The organism is Amycolatopsis antarctica (genome assembly GCF_002262875.1).
GTDB classification, from domain to species: Bacteria; Actinomycetota; Actinomycetes; order Mycobacteriales; family Pseudonocardiaceae; genus Amycolatopsis; species Amycolatopsis antarctica.
This window is the reverse complement of record NZ_NKYE01000013.1, coordinates 75,508-96,031: the sequence shown is the minus strand read 5'-3', so window position 1 is coordinate 96,031 and position 20,524 is coordinate 75,508. Positions and strand designations below refer to the sequence as shown.

Below are 20,524 nucleotides of genomic sequence, written 5' to 3'. Positions count from 1 at the left end.
ACCTACGGTCGGTAGCCGGCCCGTGTCACATCGCAGGCTACCAACGCTGATGTGACGACAGGCTGAACTTCGACGAAGAAACGTGGCCGCCGGTTCCGCCGGATCCGCGCGGGTTTACGGGACCCGTGCCGCGACCGGTACGGCCACCTCGCCGTCGACGGCTCGCAGTGCGATGTCGGTGCGGTGGTGCGCCCCGGCCAGGTGCACCCTCGCCACGCGGGCGTAGGCCTCCTCGCGGGCGGCGGCGAGATCCGGGCCGGTGCCCACCACCGACAGCACCCGTCCGCCGCTGGAGACCACGGCGCCGTCGTCCCGCCGCCGGGTGCCCGCGTGCAGCACGCCCTCGCTGTCGCCGCCGGTGATCACGTCGCCGGTGTGCGGCTTGCCGGGGTAGCCGTCGGCGGCCACGACGACGGTGACCGCCGCGCCGTCCGCCCAGTCCAGGGCGGGCTGCTCGGCGAGCGTGCCGTTCGCGGTGGCCAGCAGCAGCCCGGCCAGCGGGGTGCGCAGCAGCGCCAGCACGACCTGGGTCTCCGGGTCGCCGAAGCGGCAGTTGAACTCGATGACCTGAACGCCTTCGGAGGTCAGCGCCAGCCCGGCGTAGAGCAGGCCGGTGAACGAGGCGTCCCTGGCGACCAGTTCCTCGGCCACCGGGCGCACCACCTCGCGGACGATCTCCTCGGCCAGGTCGGCGGGTGCCCACGGCAGCGGGGCGTAGGCGCCCATCCCGCCGGTGTTCGGCCCGCAGTCGCCGTCGCCGACCCGCTTGAAGTCCTGCGCGGGCAGCAGCGGTACCACCGTGGCACCGTCGACCAGGCAGAACAGCGAGGCCTCCGGACCGTCCAGGAAGGACTCCAGCAACACCGGGTGCCCGCCGTCGAGCAGCATGATCGCGTGTTTGCGGGCGGCGTCGTAGTCGGTGGTGACGACGACGCCCTTGCCGGCGGCCAGCCCGTCGTCCTTGACCACCCAGGTGGGGCCGAAGCGGGCCAGTGCCGCGTCCAGGTGGGCGGGGTTGTCCACGGTCTCGCTGCGGGCGGTGCGCACACCGGCCGCGGCCATCACGTCCTTGGCGAAGGTCTTGGAGCCCTCGATGCGGGCGGCCGAGGCGGACGGCCCGAAGCACGGGACACCGGCGGCGCGCACGGCGTCGGCGACGCCGGCGACCAGCGGGACCTCCGGGCCGACGACGACCAGGTCGGCCTTCCAGCTCGTGGCGAGCGCGGCGACGGCGGCGGGGTCGACGGCGTCCACCCCGAGCGGCTCGGCGACGGCGGCGATCCCGGCATTGCCGGGAGCACAACCGATCGCGGTGACGGTGGGGTCCTCCGAGGCTGCGAGGACGAGGGCATGTTCACGGGCACCGGACCCGATTACCAGGACGCGCACGCAGGAAAGCGTAACCGGGACGCGGGCTTCCCCCGTCGCCCAGGGCGCGTGACCCGTCCGGGTGGCGGGCGTGAGCGGGGTGGCAGGTCCGAACGGGGGAAGCCGGACGCCCGGGATCGGGCTACGGTGACGACGCTCACAGGCGGTCCACGCGGCGTTCACCCGGTCGTCGGCCCGCGGCCCTCCGGGAGTCGCCGGGCGGACGCGGGGGTGGTGAAGGTTGCGCGTACACCCAGTCCCTAGGAGGTCGTCCATGGCGCGCAGTCGTCTCGCCGTACTCACCCTGTCCGGGCTCGCCGTGCTCGGCGTCGTCGCGGGCACCGGCCCGGCCGCCGCCACCGGGAACACCACCGCCGGGGACCGGGAGGCGGGCGTCTCGGCGAACGGGCACCATGGCCCGGTGATCGTCGGCCACCGCGGCGCCTCCGGCTACCGCCCGGAGCACACCCTCGCCGCCTACGAACTCGCCTACCGCCAGGGCGTCGACTGGGTCGACGTCGACCTGGTGCCCACAAAGGACGGACAGCTCGTCGCCCGGCACGAGAACGAGATCGGCACCACCACCGACGTCGCCGAGCACCCCGAGTTCGCCGACCGCAAGGCCACCAAGACGATCGACGGCGTCGAGCTGACCGGCTGGTTCACCGAGGACTTCACCCTCGCCGAACTGAAGACGCTGCGCGCGATCGAGCGCATCCCGGACATCCGGCCGGACAACACCGTCTACAACGGACGGTACGAGATCCCGACGTACCAGGAGGTCCTGGACCTGACCCGGCGACTGGGCAAGGAACTGCGCCGGGAACTGGGCACGTATCCGGAGATCAAGCACTCCACGTACTTCACCCAGATCGGCAACCCGACCGAGCCGAAGCTGGTGGACGTGCTCAAGCGCAACCGGCTGGACAAGCGGAACGCGCCGGTGATCGTCCAGTCCTTCGAGGTGGCGAACCTCAAGGCGCTGGACCGGAAGCTGAAGGTGCGACTGGTGCAGCTCACCTCGGCCACGGGCGCACCGGCCGACTTCGTCGCGGCGGGCGATCCGCGCACCTACGCCGACCTGGTGACCCCGGCGGGACTCGCCGAGGTCGCGGGGTACGCCGACATCCTCGGCCCGGAGAAGGCGCAGGTCGTCGCGCTGGACGAGGCCGGCAACCTCGGCGAGCCGACCAGCCTGGTCGCCGACGCGCACGCCGCGGACCTGACCGTGGTGCCCTACACCTTCCGCAACGAGAACAACTTCCTGCCCGCCGACCTGCGTTCCTCGGACGATCCCTCCGCCTGGGGTGACGTGTTCGCCGAGTACGCGGCCTACCTGGCCACCGGCATCGACGGCCTGTTCGCCGACCAACCGGACACCGCGCTGGAAGCCGTTCGCTGACACCTCGCACACGTGGACGGCCTCGGCCGGTCGACCGGATTCTTTCCGGCCGACCGGCCGTTGTGCTTACCGGGCAACGAAGTACGTTCGCCTCTGTCCACTGCGGACAAATGTGGTGACGGAGACGACCGGAGGCAACCTTGCGAACACCCGCCCGACTGCTCGGTACCGCACTGCTCGCCGCGGCCTGCGCCTGGTGCGCCGCCCCCGCGTCGGCCATGACCGGCGGTACGCCCGTGCCGGAGGCGGCCGAGGCGCCGTGGATGGCGACCTTCGCGGTGAAGGGCACCGGGCCGCTGCCGGAGCGGGCGTCCTGCGGCGGGGCGCTGGTGGCACCGAACCGGGTGCTCACGGCGGCGCACTGCCTGGACGGCGTGGACCCGGCCGGGGTCGAGGTACACCTCGGAGCGTCGGTGCTGTCACAGGACCCCGGCGAGGTGCGCGACATCGGCGCGGTGACCGTGGCGCCGGGGTACGAGATCCTGCCCTCGCCGGAGGCCCCGGAGCAGCCGAGCCTGTCCAGTGCCCGCAACGATCTCGCCGAGGTACGACTGGACCGGCCGATCGCCGGCGTGCCCGTGCTGCGCCCGGTCGACGCGCCGCCCGTCGCGGGCACGCCCGCCGCGTTGTACGGGCACGGCATCACCGGCCCGGACGCGGGCGTCAGCGACGTGCTGCGACGCGGCGGGCTCACGCTGACCACCGACGAGCACTGCGCCGCGCAGACCGCCGCGACGGTGGATGGTCCCTCGGTGCTGTGCGCCCAGGACCTGCGGGAGCCGGGACCGGCGCAGCGCGTGCAGGCCTGTTTCGGCGACAGCGGTGGCCCGCTGGTGGTCCGCGACGAGCACGAGGTGCCACGGCTGGCGGGGATCTTCAGCTTCGCCATGGAGACGACGGGCGCACCGTGTGGCACGGCGGGCTTCAACGCCTTCGCGGACGTCGCCGCCCTGGTACCCGTCTCGCGCTGACGTTCAGGCCAGCGAGCCGAGCAGTTCCCAGGTGCGATGCCGGTCGGCGTCGCCGGTGAGCCCGGTTTGGGTGCCGACGATCTCGGTGGCCCCCGCGTCGCGGTAGTCGCGCAGGGCCGCCGAAACGGTCCGCTCGTCACCGATCACCGCGAGTTCCCTGGCGTGCGCGTAACCGCCCTCGGCTATCACCCGCTGGTACGACGGGATCCGGTCGTACAAGGCGAACGCCTCGGCCACCCGTTCCCGCGCACCGTCCACATCGGAGGTGACGATCACCGGGACGAGCGCGATGATCCGGGGATCCGGACGCCCCGCCGCGGTGGCGGCCTCGGCCGTTTTCGGCACGATCCGGTCGGCCAGCACCCGTGGACCGGCGAGGAAGGGCAGGGTGCCGTCGGCGAGTTCGCCGGTCACCCGGACCGCTTTCGGTCCCATCGCGGCGACCAGCAGTGGCACCGGATCGGCCCCGGCGACGGCGGTGGAGAACGGCGGATGGGAACGCAGCGTGTGCCCGTCGAAAGCGAGTTCGCCGCCGTCGACGACGGTGCGCAACGCCGTCAGGTACTCGCGCAGGTGGGTGGCGAATGGCGGCACCGGCGTGCCGTACGCCTGGCTCAGCAGCGCGTCCGACCCGGCGCCCAGACCGAGGGCGAACCGTCCGCCGGTCGCCGCCTGCGCGGTCTGCGCCAGGCTCGCCAGCAGCAGCGGGTGCCGCGGATGCAGTGGCACCACCGCGGTGCCCACGGCGATCCCCGGCACCTCGCGCCCGGCGAGGGCGGCGACGGTGACCGCGTCCACGTCCAGCAGTTGCGGGAACCAGGCGGAGGTGAGGCCGTGCGCGGCGGCCTCCCCGGCCAGCCGGACGAGTACGTCCACGGCGTTCGGCCCGATGTCGCGCGGACCCGGCGGAAGAGCTACCCCGATCGTCATGCCCTGATGGAACCGTCCCCGAACCCGCCGCATTCCCGTCCCACATACCGGGAGCGCACACCAGGCACCGGGCGAGGTGCGCGCGGGCGCGGCTGCGGCGAGGATCTTCCACCAGGAGGTCACCGATGGAGATCCTGACGTTGACGGCCGTGCTCGCGGGCTCCCTCGGGCTGACCGCCGTCGCGCGCCGCTGCAACCTGTCCGCGCCGCTGCTGATCGTCGTGGTGGCGCTGGCCGTGTCGTTCGTTCCCAGGATGCCGGCGATCGAGTTCGATCCCGAGCTGATCCTGACGCTGGTACTGCCGCCGCTGCTGTACTCCACCTCGCTGGACAGTTCGGCTGCGCAGTTCCGGGCGGGACTGCGCCCGATCATCGCGCTCGGCGTGGTGCTGGTCGTCGTGACGGCCGTGGTCGTCGGCTTCACCGTGCACCTGCTGCTGCCACAGCTCCCGCTGGCCTCGGCGCTGGTGCTGGGTGCCGTGGTAGCGCCACCGGACGCGGTCACCGCGGCCGCGATCGGCAGGCGGCTCGGCCTGCCCCGGCGGCTGATGACGGTGCTGACCGGGGAGAGCCTGGTCAACGATGCCGCCGCGCTGACGCTGTACAAGATCGCCCTCGCCGCCGCGCTCGGCACGGCCGGCTCGATCGGGCAGGGCTTCGCCGTCTTCGCGGTGGCCGCCGTGCTGGGTATCGCCGTCGGGCTGGCGACGGGGATGCTGGTCAGCCTGGTGCGCCGGAAGCTGGACGATCCGCTGCTGGAATCGACGTTCGGCATCATCGTGCCGTTCGCCGTGTACGTGGTGGCCGAGGAACTGCACCCGTTCTCCGAGTCGTTCAGCGGTTCCGGGGTGCTGGCCGTGGTCGCCGCCGGGCTGTACCTGGGCAACCAGTCGCTGCGTGCGGGCCCGGCGACCCGGATACAGGACCGGTCGGTGTGGGCGTCGATCGACGTGCTGCTCGAAGCGCTGGTGTTCGCCTTGATGGGCCTGCAGTTGCCGACGGTGCTGGCCGGGATGGACAGCTCCGGGATCGACAACACGACGCTGATCGTCGCCGCCGGGGTGGTGCTGGCGGTGACGATCGTGGTGCGGATCCCGTACGTCTTCGTCAGCGCCTCGCTGCCGCAGGCGCTGCGCCTGTTCGGCCGGGAACGCGCGGCGCCGTCCTGGCGGTACCTCAGCGTGCTGTCCTGGACCGGAATGCGTGGGGTGGTCACCCTCGCCGCCGCGGCCGGGGTGCCGCTGACCACCGCGTCCGGGGCGCCGTTCCCCGGCCGGGAGGAGATCCAGCTCTTCGCGTTCACCGTCGCCGTCGGCACTCTGCTGCTGCAGGGGCTGACGCTGCCCGCGCTGATCCGGCGGCTGGGGGTGCGCGACGCGGGTGAGGCCGAGCGGGACGAGGCGGAGGAACTGGCCGCCCGCTCGGCGGCGATGGACGCGGCGCTGCGCAGGCTGGACGAGATCCTGCCGGAGATGCTGGCCGGCCTGGACGTCTCGCCGGAACGGGCGGAGAAGCTGGCAGCCCGGCTGCGTTCGCTGGTGGAGACGCGCTACCGGGGTGCGGTGGCCGCCATCTCGCTGACCGCCGAGGAACGGGAGACCAGTCCGCACGCGGCGTTCGCCAAGGCACGCAAGGAACTTCTCGTCACCCAGCGGGAGGCGCTGCTGATCGAACGGGCCGAGGGCAGGCTCGGCGACGAGGTGCTGCGCAAGGTGCTGCGAGAGCTGGACCTGGAGGAGATGGCACTCTCGCAGACCCTGACCTCCCGGCTGTCCTGACCGTTCCAGCAGCGACGACTTTCGTGCACGTTGAAATCAATGTCCACATCAGACAGATGACGTTCGCGCAAGCTTTCCCTTCGGTGACAAGGGTTTTGCCCACGATGCAGGACGCCCGGCACGAAGCCCGCGAACGGCGGCACACTGCGACCGGCAGAGCAGTACCGGCCCGACGAGCGGAGACAACGTGTCCCTGACAGACGTCATCGAAGGCACCCGGACAGCCGTCGACAACGACCCGCGCAAGGCCGCGGCGAGCTTCACCACCCACGCCACCCTCGTCCCACACACCCGGACCCGGGTGGACGTCCGGGTACGGGACCACAAGGTCACGGTGGACGAACCGGCGGCGCTGGGCGGCGAGGACACCGCCGCCAACCCGGTCGAGTACGCGCTCGCCTCGCTCGGTTCCTGCCAGGTGATCACCTACCAGTTCTGGGCCGCCCGGCTCGGCATCCCGCTGGACGCCGTCGAGGTCACCGTCGAGGGCGACCTGGACCTGCGCGGATTCCTCGGCTTCTCGTTCAGCGCCCGGCCCGGCTTCTCCGGCATCAGCGTGCGCGTCGAGCTGTCCGGTCCGGCGGACGCCGAGCAGTACGCCGAACTGCGCCGCCAGGTGGACGAGCACTGCCCGGTGCTCGACCTGTTCCGCAACGAGACGCCCGTGCGCACCGGGTTCGCAACGTAGGGCGCGAAGGGGTCCGGCCGAGGGACGGCAATCGCCCCATTCGGGTGATTCGGTTGTGGTTAGGTGACGCGCATGTCGACACCACCGCCGTATCCGCCCCCTCCCGGAGCGCACGGTCCCGGCCACGGCCCGTACCCCGGACAGCAGCCGTGGGCGGGCTACCCGGCCGGGCAGCAGCCTGGCCACGGCGCGCCTCCGCCGCCCCGGCGACGGCGAGGGCTGATGTGGACGGTGGTCGGTCTCGTGGTGGTGCTGTTCGCCGGGGGCGTCACGTTCCTGGTGGTCCGCGACTCCGGGAACGACGGCGGCGGCCCCGGCGGGGGTGCCCAGGCCGGGGAGTGCGCCGGTGACTACTGCGTCGGCGGGTACCCCTACGTCAACGCCTGCGGCGTCTTCGACCCGAGCAGCGTGGCGTCGCTGATCGGGACGGCCGGCTCTGGCCGGCTGAACGTGCAGGAGACCTACGCCGACCCCCTGCCACCGGTCGCCGAGGGTGAGCGCGCCTCGTGGATCCACGGTGTGAGCTCGAAGTGCCACGTCTCGCCGGAGGACCGTGCGGATGCGGCTTTCCGTGCCGTGAGCGTGGAACTGAAGCACACCCCCGGCGAGGCACCCGCGCCCAGTGCGGAGGGACGGCCGCTGGAGGGCGCCCCGGACGCCATCGTCGAGGAATCCGACGGCCGGGCGATCGTGGCATGGCGACACCGGAACGTGTCGGCGAAGCTCGATCTGAGCTGGGGCAACGACAAGGCCCCGATCCAGGACGTCACGATGGCCGGTGCCGTCGAGTCGATCACCACCGCCATGAAGAACCCGCCGGGCGAACCACGCGGGCTCGGCGAACTCTCCACGGGTGACAAGCGAATCGTCACCGACGCCTGCGCGGTCTTCACCGGCGAGGACTTCCAGTCGGCGACCAAGTACGCCGTCGACCCGACGAACATCGACCGCTCCTACAACACCACGGCGGGCTCGCCGGTGATCACCAAGTGCAGGCGGACCTCCGCCTCGGAGAACACCGGCCTCCCCGCCCCGGAGGGCACCACCTTCCTGGACGGCGACATGACCCCGAACGTCACGGTGACCGCGTTCCCCGACGCCGGTGCCGCCCAGGAGGAACTCAGGCGCAACCGCGAGCGGATCGCCGAGGCCGTCGACGTTCCGGGCATCGGCGACACCGCCGTGTTCGGCGTGGTCCGAGCCGGCGGCGCGTTCAGCCTTCAGTTCACCGCGGGCTTCCACCTGGTGACCGTCGACTGCGGCCTGTCCAACGGCAACGCCGAATGGACCGGCGCCGACATGCGCGCCCGGCTGGAACCGCTGGCCAAGGCGATCGCCGGGCGCGTGGGCTGAGGCCGGCGGGTTTCGCGGGAGCGGGTCAGGCGCCCTTCATCCAGTCGTGCCGGACGATGGTCTGCTCCCGGCCGGGGCCCACGCCGATCGCGGAGATCCGGGCGCCGGAGAGTTCCTCCAGCCGCTCGACATAGCGCTGCGCGTTCACCGGCAGGTCCTCGAACGAGCGGCACTCGGAGAGGTCCTCCCACCAGCCGGGCAGCTCCTCGTAGACCGGGACGGCGTGGTGCACGTCGGTCTGCGTCATCGGCATGTCCTCGGTGCGGAAGCCGTCCACCTCGTAGCCGACGCACACCGGCACCCGCTCCAGCCCGGACAGCACGTCCAGCTTGGTGAGGAAGTAGTCGGTGATGCCGTTGACGCGCACGGCGTAGCGGGCGATGACGGCGTCGAACCAGCCGGTGCGCCGGGAGCGGCCGGTGGTGACGCCGAACTCGCCGCCCTTCTTGCGCAGCGCCTCGCCGGCATCGTCGGTGAGCTCGGTCGGGAACGGGCCGGAGCCGACACGCGTGGTGTACGCCTTGAGGATGCCGAGCACGGTGCCGATGCGGCCCGGTCCGATACCGGAACCCGCGGACGCCCCGCCGGAGGTCGGGTTGGACGAGGTGACGAACGGGTACGTGCCGTGGTCGACGTCGAGCAGGGTGCCCTGCGAGCCCTCCAGCAGCACGGTCTCGCCGCGTTCCAGCGCCTTGTTCAACTCCAGCCGGGTGTCGGCGATGCGGTGGGCGAACTTCTCGCCCGCGGCCAGCACCTCGTCGGCGACCTGGTCGGCGTCGAGCGCCTTGCGGTTGTAGACCTTGACCAGGATCTGGTTCTTGAGTTCGAGCGCGGCCTCGACCTTCTGCCGGAAGATCTTCTCGTCCAGCAGGTCCTGCACACGCACGCCGACGCGGGCGAGCTTGTCCTGGTAACAGGGCCCGATCCCGCGGCCGGTGGTGCCGATCTTGCGGCTGCCCAGGTATCGCTCGGTGACTTTGTCGATGGCCACGTGGTACGGCATGATCAAGTGCGCGTCGGCGGAGATCAGCAGCCTGCTGGTGTCCACGTCGCGGGCTTCCAGGCCGGCCAGCTCGTCGAGCAGCACGCCCGGGTCCACGACGACGCCGTTGCCGATGACGTTGGTGGTGCCGGGGGTGAGGATGCCGGAGGGGATGAGGTGCAGCGCGAAGTTCTCCCCGCCCGGCAGCACGACGGTGTGCCCGGCGTTGTTGCCGCCCTGGTAGCGCACGACCCACTGGACGCGGTCGCCCATCAGGTCGGTGGCCTTGCCCTTCCCCTCGTCGCCCCACTGGGCTCCGATGAGCACGATCGCCGGCATGTGACACTCCAGTTGTTCGGCGGCAGTTGTTCGAAGCTCGGACTCGGGCGCGGGCTGTCCGCACGGCGACAGCGGCGCAGGTGAATGCCGGTGCTTGAGCGTAACGGAGGACCCTCGGTGATCGGACAGGTGCTGGTGTGCGGGCGTGCCGTGCCCGCGCTCGCGGAGGTCGTCGCCGAGGGCGTGCACCACCTGCCGGAACGGCCAGGCAAGGCCGACGTCGACCCGCTGCTGCCCGCCGAGGGGCAGGCGCACCTGGTCGTGGTGGGCACCGACGCCGACCTCGCGGCCGTGGTGCTTCGCTTGCTGCGTAAGGAAAAGCTGGCCTCGACGACGATCGGCTACGTACCCGCGGAGGAGTCCTCCGCGGTGGCGAGTCTGTGGGACCTGCCCACCGACACCGACCGCGCGATGGCGCTGGCCAACACCGGCGACGTCGACCCGGTCCCGTTGCTGCGCGACGACGCCGGGGGTGTGCTGGTCGGACGCGGCGAACTGGGACCGGTGCGGGGCGTGGCGTACTGCGACGACGAGGTCGCCCTGCGCGGGCAGGCGAGCCGGATCGTCGTGGAGGCGGACGACACGGGCGGGCCGGGGCTCGTCGCACAGGTGACGCGGGGGGCTGTGTTCAAGCGCCGCATCACGTACTCGGGCCGGGCCTTCCAGCTCGGCTGCGTCCCGGCGATCCCGACCTACGACGGCGTCCGGCATCCGCGGCCGATGAAGCGCTGGACCTGGTACCGGCACACCGAGGATCTGCGCCTGGTGCGTGGGCTGGCCTGATCGCGGCCCGGTGCCCTCGCGGACACCGACGAGTGGCCGATTTCGGCCCTGACCAGCCAACTGGGCTACGACTTTCGTCTGCGTTGCACAGGAACATCCCACGCCGTTAACCCGAAGGTGTTGCCACAGTCACCCGCGTGAGTAAAGGTCGGAAAGTCCCCAACCGGCCCACAGAGAGGCAGCGCAGTGTTCACTCGTCGCACTGTTCGCAACTCAGTCACCGCTACCGGAATCGCCGCCGCCCTCAGCCTCAGCGCGGTGGGTGTCGCCGCCGCCGAGCCCCCGGGAATCCCGGACGCCGCCACCGCGAAGAGCCAGCTCGCCGAGCTGACCGTCCAGGCGGACGGCTCGCAGGACGGGTACGACCGCGAGAAGTTCAACCACTGGATCGACCAGGGCGAGGGCTGCGACACCCGGGACGAGGTGCTCAAGCGCGACGGGACCGACGTCAACGTCGGCGCCGACTGCGCGGTCACCGGCTCCTGGGCCAGCCCCTACGACGACGCCACCTGGACCGAGGCGGGCGACGTCGACATCGACCACGTGGTGCCGCTGGCGGCCGCCTGGCGCACCGGCGCCTCCGGGTGGACCGACGCCGAGCGTGAGGCCTACGCGAACGACCTGGAGGGCCCGCAGCTCATCGCCGTGACCGACAACGTCAACCAGGAGAAGGGCGACAAGAGCCCGGACGCCTGGAAGCCGCCGTCAACCGGTTACTGGTGCACCTACGCCTCGATGTGGGTGGGCGTGAAGGCCAAGTACGAGCTGACCGTCAACGAGGCGGAGAAGACCGCGCTCGACGAGATGCTCGCCTCCTGCTGATCGCACCCAGCACGCCACGAGGGGCCCGCCGGAGTATCCGGCGGGCCCCTCATCTCGTTCGCGGACACCCAGCTGTTGGTCTCGATGTGGATGCAGGCATGGTCGTAGCCGAAAACGCGCAGCACGAAACGAAAATCGCGCATGGGGATCCCCGGAATGGATGCGGTGGGTACCCGGTCACCGCACCGGTCGGGGTGAGTACGGCGACCGGGAGACTCAGGCGGCGGGCGAACGTGCGTCGTTGCCGGTGTGGATGTCCTCGCAGGCGGTTGCGTCAGCGGCCGTGAGGTACAGGGTCCGGCAGTGGTAACAGGATCTGTAGTCCCGCGTGTAGCGGTTCCAGTTTTTCGCGTCGGCCTTCGACGCCCGGCGCGTGGCCATCTCCGGCGGCGAGGACACCCGAAGGCGGGTCATCGGTCACCCGCGCAAGCGTCATCGGGCTCGGGCAGGTCGCCGTCCTCGATCGGTGCCGTGTCGTCCAGGTCGATCACGTTTCCGTCGCTGTCGATGTACCAGCTCATCGCTGATCACCCCCAGGCCGTCGGAGTTGGGCACGCGCATCCCGCACGGCATCCCAGATGCACCAGCCCACGGTCAGCAGACCGGCAGCGCCGATCACCGCCACCACCACGAATGCCTGGCCACTCATGCCCGCGCCGCGTTCTCACATTCGGTACGCGACAGCTCACAGGAGTATTCTCGTCAGCATCAGCAACCCTTTGAACAGTTACGGAGGCAGCAGGTGTCAGCAAAAGCGTCAGCATCTGTCAGCAAGATGACCGAGGGCGAACGCCTCCGTGCAGGCAGGGCCTACGCCGGGTACTCACTGCGCGGGCTGGCGAAGGAGACGGCGTACAGCGCTGGTTACCTGGGCCAGGTCGAGACCGGAGTACGTCCGGCCACACCCGATGTGATCGCGGCTTACGAGAGTGTTCTAGGAGGCGGCATGCGGCGACGCGACATCACACACCCGAAACTCCGCAAGATCGAGAACGACGAGCACCTGGACGAGATCCGGCGCGCGGTCGAGAGCGGAGACCCGAGCATCTTCGCGGACGGGCCGACGTCGAGCACCATCGATGCGGCTGTGGCTCCGATCATCAGTGAGGCCGGGGTCGAGCACTTTCGCCGCTGGGCGAAGGACGGCAAGACCAGCACGCTCCGCGCCAACGCCGTGTCCATCGTCGGTTTCCTGCCCGGCCGGGACAACGCCGAGTTGGTGGCCGAGATACTGACCGACGATGACAGGGTCCGGCGCTTGTGCCTTGCCTCGGAAGTCTCGCGGCTCATGCAGTGGGATTGGGAGACCTCACTGCGGGTAGCTGAGGACCCGGTGACCGCGCCCGACCCCGGGAAGCTGGCAGGCAAGCTGTCCAAGGAAGCGATCGACCCCAAGGACAGCGAGAGCCGCTGGTGCGCAGGGTGGCTCCTTCAGCGGCTCGCGCCCGCACTGGCCCAGCATTGATTCCTGGGGACGTAGCCCTGCTGGTACCCGTACTCGTGCTGGGTCTCGCCGGAGGACTTGCCACCCTCGTACGGGTACCCGTCGCCTCGTATTAGAGGTCGGCACCGCACTCGATCGGCTCGTCCCGCTGCCACCAGGTTTGCTTGGGCGTGGTCTTCTTCGTGCTGTTATTCGTGGCCTTCGGCTTCGCCTTGGTGGTGGTCGTGGAAGCCGCCGTCAACCGGTTACTGGTGCACCTACGCCTCGATGTGGGTGGGCGTGAAGGCCAAGTACGAGCTGACCGTCAACGAGGCGGAGAAGACCGCGCTCGACGAGATGCTCGCCTCCTGCTGATCGCACCCAGCACGCCACGAGGGGCCCGCCGGAGTATCCGGCGGGCCCCTCGTCGTCTCGTCGTGCGTACCGGGCGATGACGGTCAGCCGCGTAGTGGCGCGCCGACGCGGTGCAGGTGCCCCAGCGCCTCGGACCAGGAGCCGATCAGTCCGCGCTCGTGGTACGGAATGGACAGTTCCGCGCAGTACTCCCGCACGATCGCCTGCGCACGGCGCAGGTGTGGCGTCGGCATGCTGGGGAACAGGTGGTGCTCGATCTGGTAGTTCAGCCCGCCCATCGCCGTGTCGATGAACCAGCCGCCGCGGACGTTGCGCGAGGTGAGCACCTGACGGCGCAGGAAGTCGACCTTCTCGCCGGGCTTCATCGTCGGCATTCCCTTGTGGCCGGGGGCGAAGATCGAACCCATGTAAACGCCCCAGAGGGCCTGGTGGATCGCGAAGAAGACCAGCGCCTTCGCCGGTGAGAGCACGACGAACAGCGCGGAAAGGTACAGGGCGCAGTGCAGCACCAGCAACGTCGCCTCGACGCCGCGGTTCTTCAACGTCGGCTTGCGCAACGCCTTGAATCCGGAGACGTGCAGGTTCAGGCCCTCGAGCGTGAGCATCGGGAAGAACAGAAACGCCTGCCAGCGGCCGATGAAGCGCGGCACACCACTGCTCGCCTTGGCCTGGTCGTCCGACCACACGAAGATGTCCGGCTCGACGTCCGGGTCCAGCTCCTCGTGGTTCGGATTCGCGTGGTGGCGGGTGTGCTTGTCCATCCACCAGCCGTAGCTCATGCCGACGCACAGGTTGCCCGCGATCCAGCCCGCCACGGCGCTCGGCCTGCGGGTGCGGAAGACCTGCCGGTGCGCGAGGTCGTGTGCGACCAGCGCGATCTGGCCGAACATGACCGCCATGAACCCGGCGATCGCGAGCGTCCACCAGGAGTCGCCGATCAGGAAGAAGGCGACCCAGCCGCCGGCGAAGAGGGCGGCGATCACGCTCAGGCGGACGAGGTAGTAGCCCGGCCTGCGGTCGAGCAGGCCCGCGCCGGCGACACGCTTGGAGAGTGCGGAGTAGTCGCTAGGGGCACTCCTGGCCCGCAGCGCGTTGTCGACTGTCATTCGTCAAGTTTGTTGGGCGGCGAGCGGTACGGGAATCCGGTCCGCCCCCTGCCCGCACTACGGCCCGCCCCACCACGCCCGTACCTGCGACGGAAGCGCGAGGGTGTGACTCATGTCTCCTGTCCGCGCAACCGGTCGAGCACGCCGGGCGCGTGCTCGTAGAGCCGCAGCACCCCGCCGACGGTGAACTCGGTGAGCAGGTCGATGAACGCCTCCCGTTCGGCCGCGTCACCACCGTCCGCGAGCCCGACGAGCGCCTCGGTCATCGCGAAGTACATCGCGACCAGCGCCCGGTCACCGCCTCCTGTCCGTACGCCGTGTGCCGCGAAGCGGGCCCGGACGGCCTTGGCGTAGACCTCGGCCAGCCTGCCGCGCAGCCGGGTCAGCGCGGGATCGCCGGTGCGTTCGGCTTCCTGGAGCAGCGGCATCGCCTCGGGGTGCTCGGCGACGAAGGTGAACATGGCGGCGTAGTTGGCGCGGGTCCACGCCCGCAGGTCCGGATCCGCCCAGCGCGCCGCCGGTGCGCCGATGGCGGCGAAGGCCTCCTCGCCGATCTCGCGTACCACGGCGTCGACGAGCGTGGCGCGGTCGCGGAACCGGTCGTAGACGGCCTGCCTGCTGACCCCCGCGGCGCGGGCGATCTGCTCGATCGTCCCCGCCCTGGGGCCGTGCTCGGCGAATACCCGCCGGGCGGCGCCGAGCACGATGACGCTCTGTTCGGCGGCCGGGATCTTCCGCGGCCTGCCCGGCCGCCTGCGGGCGGGGGTTGACACAGCGACTCCCTCACCAGTTATCTATTTCCGACACTGTTGTCGAAAATATCGCTCGTCGAGGAGCCAGTATGCGTGCCTCCGGCCGCCGGACCTTGCTCACCATCGTGATGTCGCTGGCGCTACTGGCCACGGGCGCGACCCAGGCCATCGCGGCGCCGCCGTTCTACGAACCACCGTCACCGCTGCCGCCGGGCGAGAACGGCGACATCGTCCGCAGCGAGCCCGCGGACTTCTTCCTCGACCCGCTCAAGCTCACCAGGGCACCCGCTCACGTGCAGCGGATCATGTACCGCAGCACGGACACCGCGGGCGAGCCGATGGCCGTCACCGGCACCGTCCTCACCCCGCTCGTCCCCTGGATCGGCGCGGGCGAGCGGCCGATCGTCGGCTACGCCCCCGGAACGCAGGGCATCGGCGACGACTGCGCGCCGTCGATCGCCGCGGCGGCCGGGATGGAGTACGAGGGGCCGTTCATCGCGGGCCTGCTCGCCCGCGGTTACGCGATCGCGCTCACCGACTACCAGGGTCTCGGGACACCCGGCGACCACACGTACACGAACCGGCTCGCCCAGGGCCACGCCGTACTCGACGTAGTACGCGCGGCCCAGCGGCTGCCGGAGGCGAACCTGCCCGACGCAGGACCGGTCGCCACGGCCGGGTACTCGCAGGGTGGCGGCGCCTCGGCGGCGGCAGGTGAGCTGGCCGCCGAGTACGCACCGGAACTGGACCTCAAGGGCGTCTACGCCGGAGCCGTCCCGGCCGAACTCGGGGCCGTCGCGAAGAACCTGGACGGGGCGTACGCGGCCGGGTTCCTCGGCTACGCGCTCGCCGGGCTGAGCGCCGCGTACCCGGACCTGGGCATCGAGAACGTGTTGAACCACAAGGGAAAGCGACTGCTCGACGAGGTACGGCAACAGTGCACCATCGAGGTGATCGCCGGGCAGGCGTTCACCCGCACCGCCGACCTGACGGTGGACGGGCGGCCGTTGTCGGCGTACCTGGACGAGGAGCCGTACGCCTCGGTCGTCGCGGAACAGCGCATCGGCGACTCCGCGCCGGAGGTGCCGACGCTGGTGGTGCACAGCGCGCTCGACGACATCGTGCCCTACGCCCAGGGCCGCGACATGGCCCGCGACTGGTGCTCCGGCGGGACGCGGGTGCAGTTCAGTACCTCGCTGGTGCCGACGCACGTCGGCGGCGCGATCCGCGCGTTCCCGGAGGCCTTCGCCTGGCTGGAGGGCCGCTTCGCCGGCGTCCCCGCACCGGGCAACTGCGGCAGCTTCTGACCACGCTCACCCGGCGGGCGGGCTGCCCGCCCGCCGGTGAACGTGACGTCCGGGTTCAGCCGAGGCCGAGTTCGCCCGCGGCTGCCGGGTCGGAGTCGTCCAGAAGCTGCTTGCACCGGTCGTACTCGGCCGTCTCGCCGATCCGCTGCGCGGCCGTCGCCAGCGCGGCGACGGCACGCAGGAAACCCTGGTTCGGCCGGTGCGCCCAGGGCACCGGGCCGAAGCCCTTCCAGCCGGAACGGCGAAGCTGGTCCAGACCGCGGTGGTAACCGGTGCGGGCGTAGGCGTACGCGGCGACCACGTCGGCCTGGTCGCCGTCGGCGAGGGACTTCTCCGCCAGCACCGCCCAGGCCTCGCTGAAGTCCGGGTGCTCCGCGACGACCCCGGCCGGGGCGTTGCCCGCGTCGAGCGCCGCCTGCGGTTCGGGCCGCTCGGGGAGAAGGGTCGGTTCGGGTCCGAGCAGGTTGCCATGCGTCATGTCCGCCATCCTGCCAGCGGCACCCGGGTCACCGGGGTGCGGGACGGACGGGGCAGCTCAGAGCACCAGGGAGAGCACGACGCTCGCACCACCGAGCACCAGCGCGAAGACCAGCAGGGCGGCCACCACACGCTTGGGATCCATCGTTCGCTTCGACCGCATGGGCGGCACCTTTCCGCAGCACTCCCTACGGGCGCAAACACCTGCCCCCTACGGGTGAACCCTGGGATTATGTCCCGATTGGTCGGGTCTCTACCCGCGAGGAGGCTTGACACGCGATGATGGGCCGGTGACGAAGGCAATTCCCGCCAGGAACTCCACCGGGGACCTCAGCGAACCCGAGGTGATCCCACGCAGTCCGGTCGCGAAGATGAAGCTGTTCTTCCGGCTGCACTGGAGACGCGGCGCGCCCGGTCAGCCGACGCCCCCGTGGGTGATGCGGTACTGCTACCGCACGTGGCTGGTCGCACTCGCGTTCAAGCTGGTCGGCTCGTCCTGGGACATGTCATGGCACTTCAAGTGGCTGCGCGACGACCTGGCCCCGCCGCACCTGATCAACTCGGTCGGCACGGTGATGGTCTGCGTGCTGGTCGCGATCCACAGCTTCACCGGCATGGGCGTCGACCGGCGAGCGCTGCGGCTGATGCAGGTCGGCACCACGATCTTCCTGATCGCCGCGCCGCTGGACGTCATCAATCACTCGCTCAACGGGCTGGACATCACCTCGTGGAGCCCCACCCACGGCCTGCTCTACCTGGGCACCGCGATCATGACGCTGGGCGCGATCGACGGCTGGCTCAAGGGCACCGAGCCGGGCAGGCTGCGCACTCTGGTCAGCACCGGGTTGTGGATCTTCTTCCTGGAGAACATGTTCTTCCCGAACGGCCAGCAGGAGTACGGCATCCTCTCGCTGCGCGCCTGGGACCGGGGCGCGCCCACCGGGGAGCAAACCCTGCTGCAGTTCGCCGCCGACGACATCGGCAGGCCGATCGACCGGGAAGCGATCCTGCACTTCGCCCTGCCGATCGACGACTGGGTGTATCCCGTGTGGGGCATCGGCGTGATGGCGCTGGTACTCGCCGCGGCCCGGCACACCATCGGCAAGATGTGGGCGGCGACCGCGGTGGCCACCGGGTACGTGCTGTACCGCGCGGTGATCTGGCCGCTGCTGATGTGGAGCGACTTCCCGACCTCGACCGTGCCGTTCTACCTGATCGGCGTCGGCCTCGCGGTGGATCTGGCGTTCCGGGTGGCGCGGGGGCACCGGACGTTCGGTGCCGGCGTCGGGGCGCTGCTGGTGACGGCGTTCGGCTTCGGGGCGCTGTGGCTGCAGGGCCAGTTGCGTCCGTGGCTGCTCGGTGACGCCGTGACCGAGTCCGCGCCGCCGATCGGCTACTGGACGGTGCCGGTGGTGCTCGCCGGCGTCGCCGTGTTGTGGGCCCTCGCCACACCGGTGGCCGGCTGGTGGGAGGCACGCACCCGGAAACGGCGCGCCGCCGACCTGCTGCCCGGCGCCGTGACGTGAATTCTCGAATCGGCCGGGATTGGAGGGAACCGTTCACGGTCCCGCTGCGCCATATGGTCGCGCCAGTTCGATGAACACCACGAAGGGCTCGTCACCTGCCACCAGGTGACGAGCCCTTCGTGGTGCGTGGAGCGGGTACTCAGCCGAGCTTCTGGCCGGCGGACTTGAGCGAGGTGGCCGCCTCGACGACGCGCTTGGCCATACCGCCCTCGGCGGCCTTGAGGTAACTGCGCGGGTCGTAGACCTTCTTGTTGCCGACCTCGCCGTCGATCTTGAGCACGCCGTCGTAGTTCTTGAAGAAGTGCTCGGCGATCGGGCGGGTGAAGGCGTACTGGGTGTCGGTGTCCACGTTCATCTTGACCACGCCGTAGGACAGCGCCTCGTGGATCTCCTCCAGCAGCGAGCCGGAACCGCCGTGGAAGACCAGCTCGAACGGCTTCGACCCCTCGGCGAGACCGAGCTTCTCGGACGCGACGCGCTGGCCGCCCTGCAGCACCTCGGGGCGCAGCTTGACGTTGCCCGGCTTGTAGACGCCGTGCACGTTGCCGAAGGTCGCGGCCAGCAGGTAGCGGCCGTTCTCGCCGGAGCCGAGCGCGTCGATCGTCTTCAGGAAGTCGCCCTCGGCGGTGTACAGCTTGTCGTTGATGTCGTTGGCGACGCCGTCCTCCTCGCCGCCGACGACGCCGATCTCCACCTCCAGGACGATCTTGGCGGCGTGCGCCTGCGCGAGCAGGTCCTTGGCGATGCCCAGGTTCTCGTCCAGGTCGATCGCCGAACCGTCCCACATGTGCGACTGGAACAGCGGGTTCCTGCCGGCGTCGACGCGCTCCCGGGAGATCGCGATCAGCGGGCGGACGAAGCCGTCCAGCTTGTCCTTCGGGCAGTGGTCGGTGTGCAGCGCGATGTTCACCGGGTACCTGTCGGCGACGGCGTGCGCGAACTCGGCGAGCGCGACCGAGCCGGTGACCATGTCCTTGACGGCCTGCCCGGACGCGAACTCCGCGCCGCCGGTGGAGAACTGGATGATGCCGTCGCTCTCCGCCTCGGCGAAACCGCGCAGGGCGGCGTTGATGGTCTCCGACGAGGTGACGTTGATGGCCGGGTAGGCGAACTCGCCGCCCTTGGCCTTGTCCAGCATCTCCGCGTAGACCTCGGGTGTGGCGATGGGCATCGTTGCTCCTCCTAGAACCGGTGTCCGCCTTCCGCCGCATCGTACGAGTTCACCGGCCGGGAGTGGTTTCTCCCCCGCGAGGGAGAAACCACTCCCCGGCGTCAGAGCAGGACGGCGGCCAGCGCCCGGTAACCGGGCAGCGGGTCGGCGTCGATGGGCAGCACCTGCACGTTGACGTGGTCGGCCCCGGCGTCCAGGTGCGCACGTACTCCGCCCGCGACGGTGGCCGCGTCGCCGTGCAGGGCGAGCGCGTCGATGAGAGCGTCGCTGCCGTCGTCGTCGATCTCCTCCCGCGAGTAGCCGAGGCGTTCCAGGTTGCGGGTGTAGTTGCGCAGCCGCAGGTACGGGTTCGCCACGGCCGGGCGGCCGATCGCGCGGGCCCGCTCCGGATCGGTGTCCAGCACCACCTTCTGCTCGGGCGCGAGCAGCGGGCCGTCGCCGAGGATCTCCCGCGCCCACCGGGTGTGCTCCGGCGTGGTCAGGTACGGGTGGGCGCCCGCGGTGCGCTCGCCTGCCAGCCGCAGCACCTTCGGGCCGAGCGCGGCGAGGGCGACGGCGTCCCGGGGTACGCCCGCGCCATCGAGCTGGTCCAGGTACTCGACGATCTTGTCGTAGGGCTTCTGGTACGCCTGCGTCGCCTCGGGATGCCCGATGCCGACGCCGAGCAGGAACCGATCCGGGTGTTTGGCCGCGATGCGGCGGTACGAGGCGCCGACGGTCGCGGCGTCGTCGCTCCACATGTTGACGATGCCGGTGGCCACGGCGATGGTGCCGGTGGCGTCGAGCAGGTCCTCGACGAGGTCGAGGTGCCCGGGGGGCGAGCCGCCGATCCAGATGGCGCCGTAGCCGAGCTTCTCCACCTCCACGGCGAGTTCCGGGCTGAGGCCGCCCGCGTTGCGCCAGATGCCGATGCGTCCGAGTTGGACCGTCATGTATCGCCTTCCGAGGAGTGCCGGGCGTCGAGTACCGCT

At 70.7% G+C, this 20,524-nt stretch carries 18 protein-coding genes; 10 read left to right on the top strand and 8 right to left on the bottom strand.

Going from position 1 to position 20,524, the window contains the following annotated elements; translation table 11 throughout:
- Positions 1–114: 114 nt before the first annotated feature.
- The gene (purD, locus tag CFN78_RS20040; protein WP_094864388.1) at positions 115–1,389 is read right to left on the bottom strand and encodes a phosphoribosylamine--glycine ligase; all 1,275 of its coding nucleotides are present in this window, start codon (positions 1,387–1,389) and stop codon (positions 115–117) included.
- 253 nt (positions 1,390–1,642) lie between these two features.
- Between purD and CFN78_RS20035 the strand changes: the two genes are divergently transcribed.
- Positions 1,643–2,770: a glycerophosphodiester phosphodiesterase gene (locus CFN78_RS20035; RefSeq protein ID WP_094864387.1), complete on the top strand. Its 1,128-nt coding sequence runs from the start codon at positions 1,643–1,645 to the stop codon at positions 2,768–2,770.
- A gap of 140 nt (positions 2,771–2,910) precedes the next feature.
- Entirely contained in the window at positions 2,911–3,741 is an 831-nt protein-coding gene (locus CFN78_RS20030) for a S1 family peptidase (protein ID WP_205660587.1), read from the top strand.
- Positions 3,742–3,744: 3 nt separating this feature from the next.
- Here the strand turns inward: CFN78_RS20030 and CFN78_RS20025 are convergent, their stop codons facing one another.
- Positions 3,745–4,671 (bottom strand): TIGR03564 family F420-dependent LLM class oxidoreductase, encoded by a 927-nt coding sequence (locus CFN78_RS20025; RefSeq protein ID WP_094864386.1) that lies wholly within the window; start codon positions 4,669–4,671, stop codon positions 3,745–3,747.
- Between the two features lie 125 nt (positions 4,672–4,796).
- On the opposite strand from CFN78_RS20025, the gene CFN78_RS20020 reads away from it, so the two are divergent.
- The 3 genes from CFN78_RS20020 to CFN78_RS20010 all read left to right on the top strand — a co-directional run bounded on the left by CFN78_RS20020 (position 4,797) and on the right by CFN78_RS20010 (position 8,490).
- Positions 4,797–6,449: a Na+/H+ antiporter gene (locus CFN78_RS20020; RefSeq protein ID WP_094864385.1), complete on the top strand. Its 1,653-nt coding sequence runs from the start codon at positions 4,797–4,799 to the stop codon at positions 6,447–6,449.
- 187 nt (positions 6,450–6,636) lie between these two features.
- Positions 6,637–7,137 (top strand): OsmC family protein, encoded by a 501-nt coding sequence (locus CFN78_RS20015; RefSeq protein WP_094864384.1) that lies wholly within the window; start codon positions 6,637–6,639, stop codon positions 7,135–7,137.
- 72 nt (positions 7,138–7,209) lie between these two features.
- Positions 7,210–8,490, top strand: coding sequence for a hypothetical protein (locus tag CFN78_RS20010; RefSeq protein ID WP_133116394.1), 1,281 nt, complete (start codon positions 7,210–7,212; stop codon positions 8,488–8,490).
- A gap of 25 nt (positions 8,491–8,515) precedes the next feature.
- Here CFN78_RS20010 and CFN78_RS20005 read toward each other — a convergent pair whose 3' ends face one another.
- Positions 8,516–9,811, bottom strand: a complete 1,296-nt coding sequence (locus tag CFN78_RS20005; protein WP_094864382.1) for an adenylosuccinate synthase — start codon at positions 9,809–9,811, stop codon at positions 8,516–8,518.
- Between the two features lie 117 nt (positions 9,812–9,928).
- Between CFN78_RS20005 and CFN78_RS20000 the strand changes: the two genes are divergently transcribed.
- The 3 genes from CFN78_RS20000 (at position 9,929) to CFN78_RS19985 (ending at position 12,881) form a co-directional block, all read left to right on the top strand.
- Positions 9,929–10,594 (top strand): hypothetical protein, encoded by a 666-nt coding sequence (locus tag CFN78_RS20000; RefSeq protein ID WP_094864381.1) that lies wholly within the window; start codon positions 9,929–9,931, stop codon positions 10,592–10,594.
- Positions 10,595–10,780: 186 nt separating this feature from the next.
- Entirely contained in the window at positions 10,781–11,416 is a 636-nt protein-coding gene (locus CFN78_RS19995) for an HNH endonuclease family protein (protein WP_094864380.1), read from the top strand.
- A 742-nt stretch (positions 11,417–12,158) separates the two neighbouring features.
- Positions 12,159–12,881, top strand: coding sequence for a helix-turn-helix domain-containing protein (locus CFN78_RS19985; protein ID WP_133116393.1), 723 nt, complete (start codon positions 12,159–12,161; stop codon positions 12,879–12,881).
- A gap of 416 nt (positions 12,882–13,297) precedes the next feature.
- On the opposite strand, the gene CFN78_RS19975 is transcribed toward CFN78_RS19985, so the two are convergent.
- Both CFN78_RS19975 and CFN78_RS19970 read right to left on the bottom strand, forming a co-directional pair.
- Positions 13,298–14,320, bottom strand: a complete 1,023-nt coding sequence (locus CFN78_RS19975; protein ID WP_094864377.1) for a fatty acid desaturase family protein — start codon at positions 14,318–14,320, stop codon at positions 13,298–13,300.
- A gap of 110 nt (positions 14,321–14,430) precedes the next feature.
- Positions 14,431–15,093, bottom strand: a complete 663-nt coding sequence (locus CFN78_RS19970) for a TetR/AcrR family transcriptional regulator (protein ID WP_165777630.1) — start codon at positions 15,091–15,093, stop codon at positions 14,431–14,433.
- A gap of 68 nt (positions 15,094–15,161) precedes the next feature.
- Here CFN78_RS19970 and CFN78_RS19965 point away from each other — a divergent pair, with 68 nt between their 5' ends.
- On the top strand, positions 15,162–16,379 hold the full coding sequence (locus CFN78_RS19965) for a lipase family protein (RefSeq protein WP_094864376.1): 1,218 nt from the start codon (positions 15,162–15,164) through the stop codon (positions 16,377–16,379).
- A 55-nt stretch (positions 16,380–16,434) separates the two neighbouring features.
- Here CFN78_RS19965 and CFN78_RS19960 read toward each other — a convergent pair whose 3' ends face one another.
- Complete coding sequence (locus tag CFN78_RS19960) at positions 16,435–16,857, bottom strand: DUF3151 domain-containing protein (RefSeq protein WP_094864375.1); 423 nt, start codon at positions 16,855–16,857, stop codon at positions 16,435–16,437.
- Positions 16,858–17,146: 289 nt separating this feature from the next.
- Between CFN78_RS19960 and CFN78_RS19955 the strand changes: the two genes are divergently transcribed.
- Positions 17,147–18,382 carry a hypothetical protein gene (locus tag CFN78_RS19955; RefSeq protein ID WP_420807907.1) on the top strand — a complete coding sequence of 412 codons (1,236 nt, stop codon included), beginning with the start codon at positions 17,147–17,149 and terminating at the stop codon, positions 18,380–18,382.
- A 139-nt stretch (positions 18,383–18,521) separates the two neighbouring features.
- Here the strand turns inward: CFN78_RS19955 and fbaA are convergent, their stop codons facing one another.
- Both fbaA and CFN78_RS19945 read right to left on the bottom strand, forming a co-directional pair.
- Positions 18,522–19,553, bottom strand: a complete 1,032-nt coding sequence (gene fbaA / locus CFN78_RS19950; protein ID WP_094864374.1) for a class II fructose-bisphosphate aldolase — start codon at positions 19,551–19,553, stop codon at positions 18,522–18,524.
- A gap of 101 nt (positions 19,554–19,654) precedes the next feature.
- Complete coding sequence (locus CFN78_RS19945; RefSeq protein ID WP_094864373.1) at positions 19,655–20,485, bottom strand: LLM class F420-dependent oxidoreductase; 831 nt, start codon at positions 20,483–20,485, stop codon at positions 19,655–19,657.
- Positions 20,486–20,524: the final 39 nt, after the last annotated feature.

Coding starts and splice junctions, on each gene's coding strand:
- CFN78_RS19945 (WP_094864373.1), bottom strand. CDS start 20,485: ATGACGGTCCAACTCGGACGCATCGGCATCTGGCGCAACGCGGGCGGC.
- CFN78_RS19960 (WP_094864375.1), bottom strand. CDS start 16,857: ATGACGCATGGCAACCTGCTCGGACCCGAACCGACCCTTCTCCCCGAG.
- CFN78_RS20010 (WP_133116394.1), top strand. CDS start 7,210: ATGTCGACACCACCGCCGTATCCGCCCCCTCCCGGAGCGCACGGTCCC.
- CFN78_RS20025 (WP_094864386.1), bottom strand. CDS start 4,671: ATGACGATCGGGGTAGCTCTTCCGCCGGGTCCGCGCGACATCGGGCCG.
- CFN78_RS20035 (WP_094864387.1), top strand. CDS start 1,643: ATGGCGCGCAGTCGTCTCGCCGTACTCACCCTGTCCGGGCTCGCCGTG.
- CFN78_RS19965 (WP_094864376.1), top strand. CDS start 15,162: ATGCGTGCCTCCGGCCGCCGGACCTTGCTCACCATCGTGATGTCGCTG.
- CFN78_RS20020 (WP_094864385.1), top strand. CDS start 4,797: ATGGAGATCCTGACGTTGACGGCCGTGCTCGCGGGCTCCCTCGGGCTG.
- CFN78_RS20005 (WP_094864382.1), bottom strand. CDS start 9,811: ATGCCGGCGATCGTGCTCATCGGAGCCCAGTGGGGCGACGAGGGGAAG.
- fbaA (WP_094864374.1), bottom strand. CDS start 19,553: ATGCCCATCGCCACACCCGAGGTCTACGCGGAGATGCTGGACAAGGCC.
- CFN78_RS19975 (WP_094864377.1), bottom strand. CDS start 14,320: ATGACAGTCGACAACGCGCTGCGGGCCAGGAGTGCCCCTAGCGACTAC.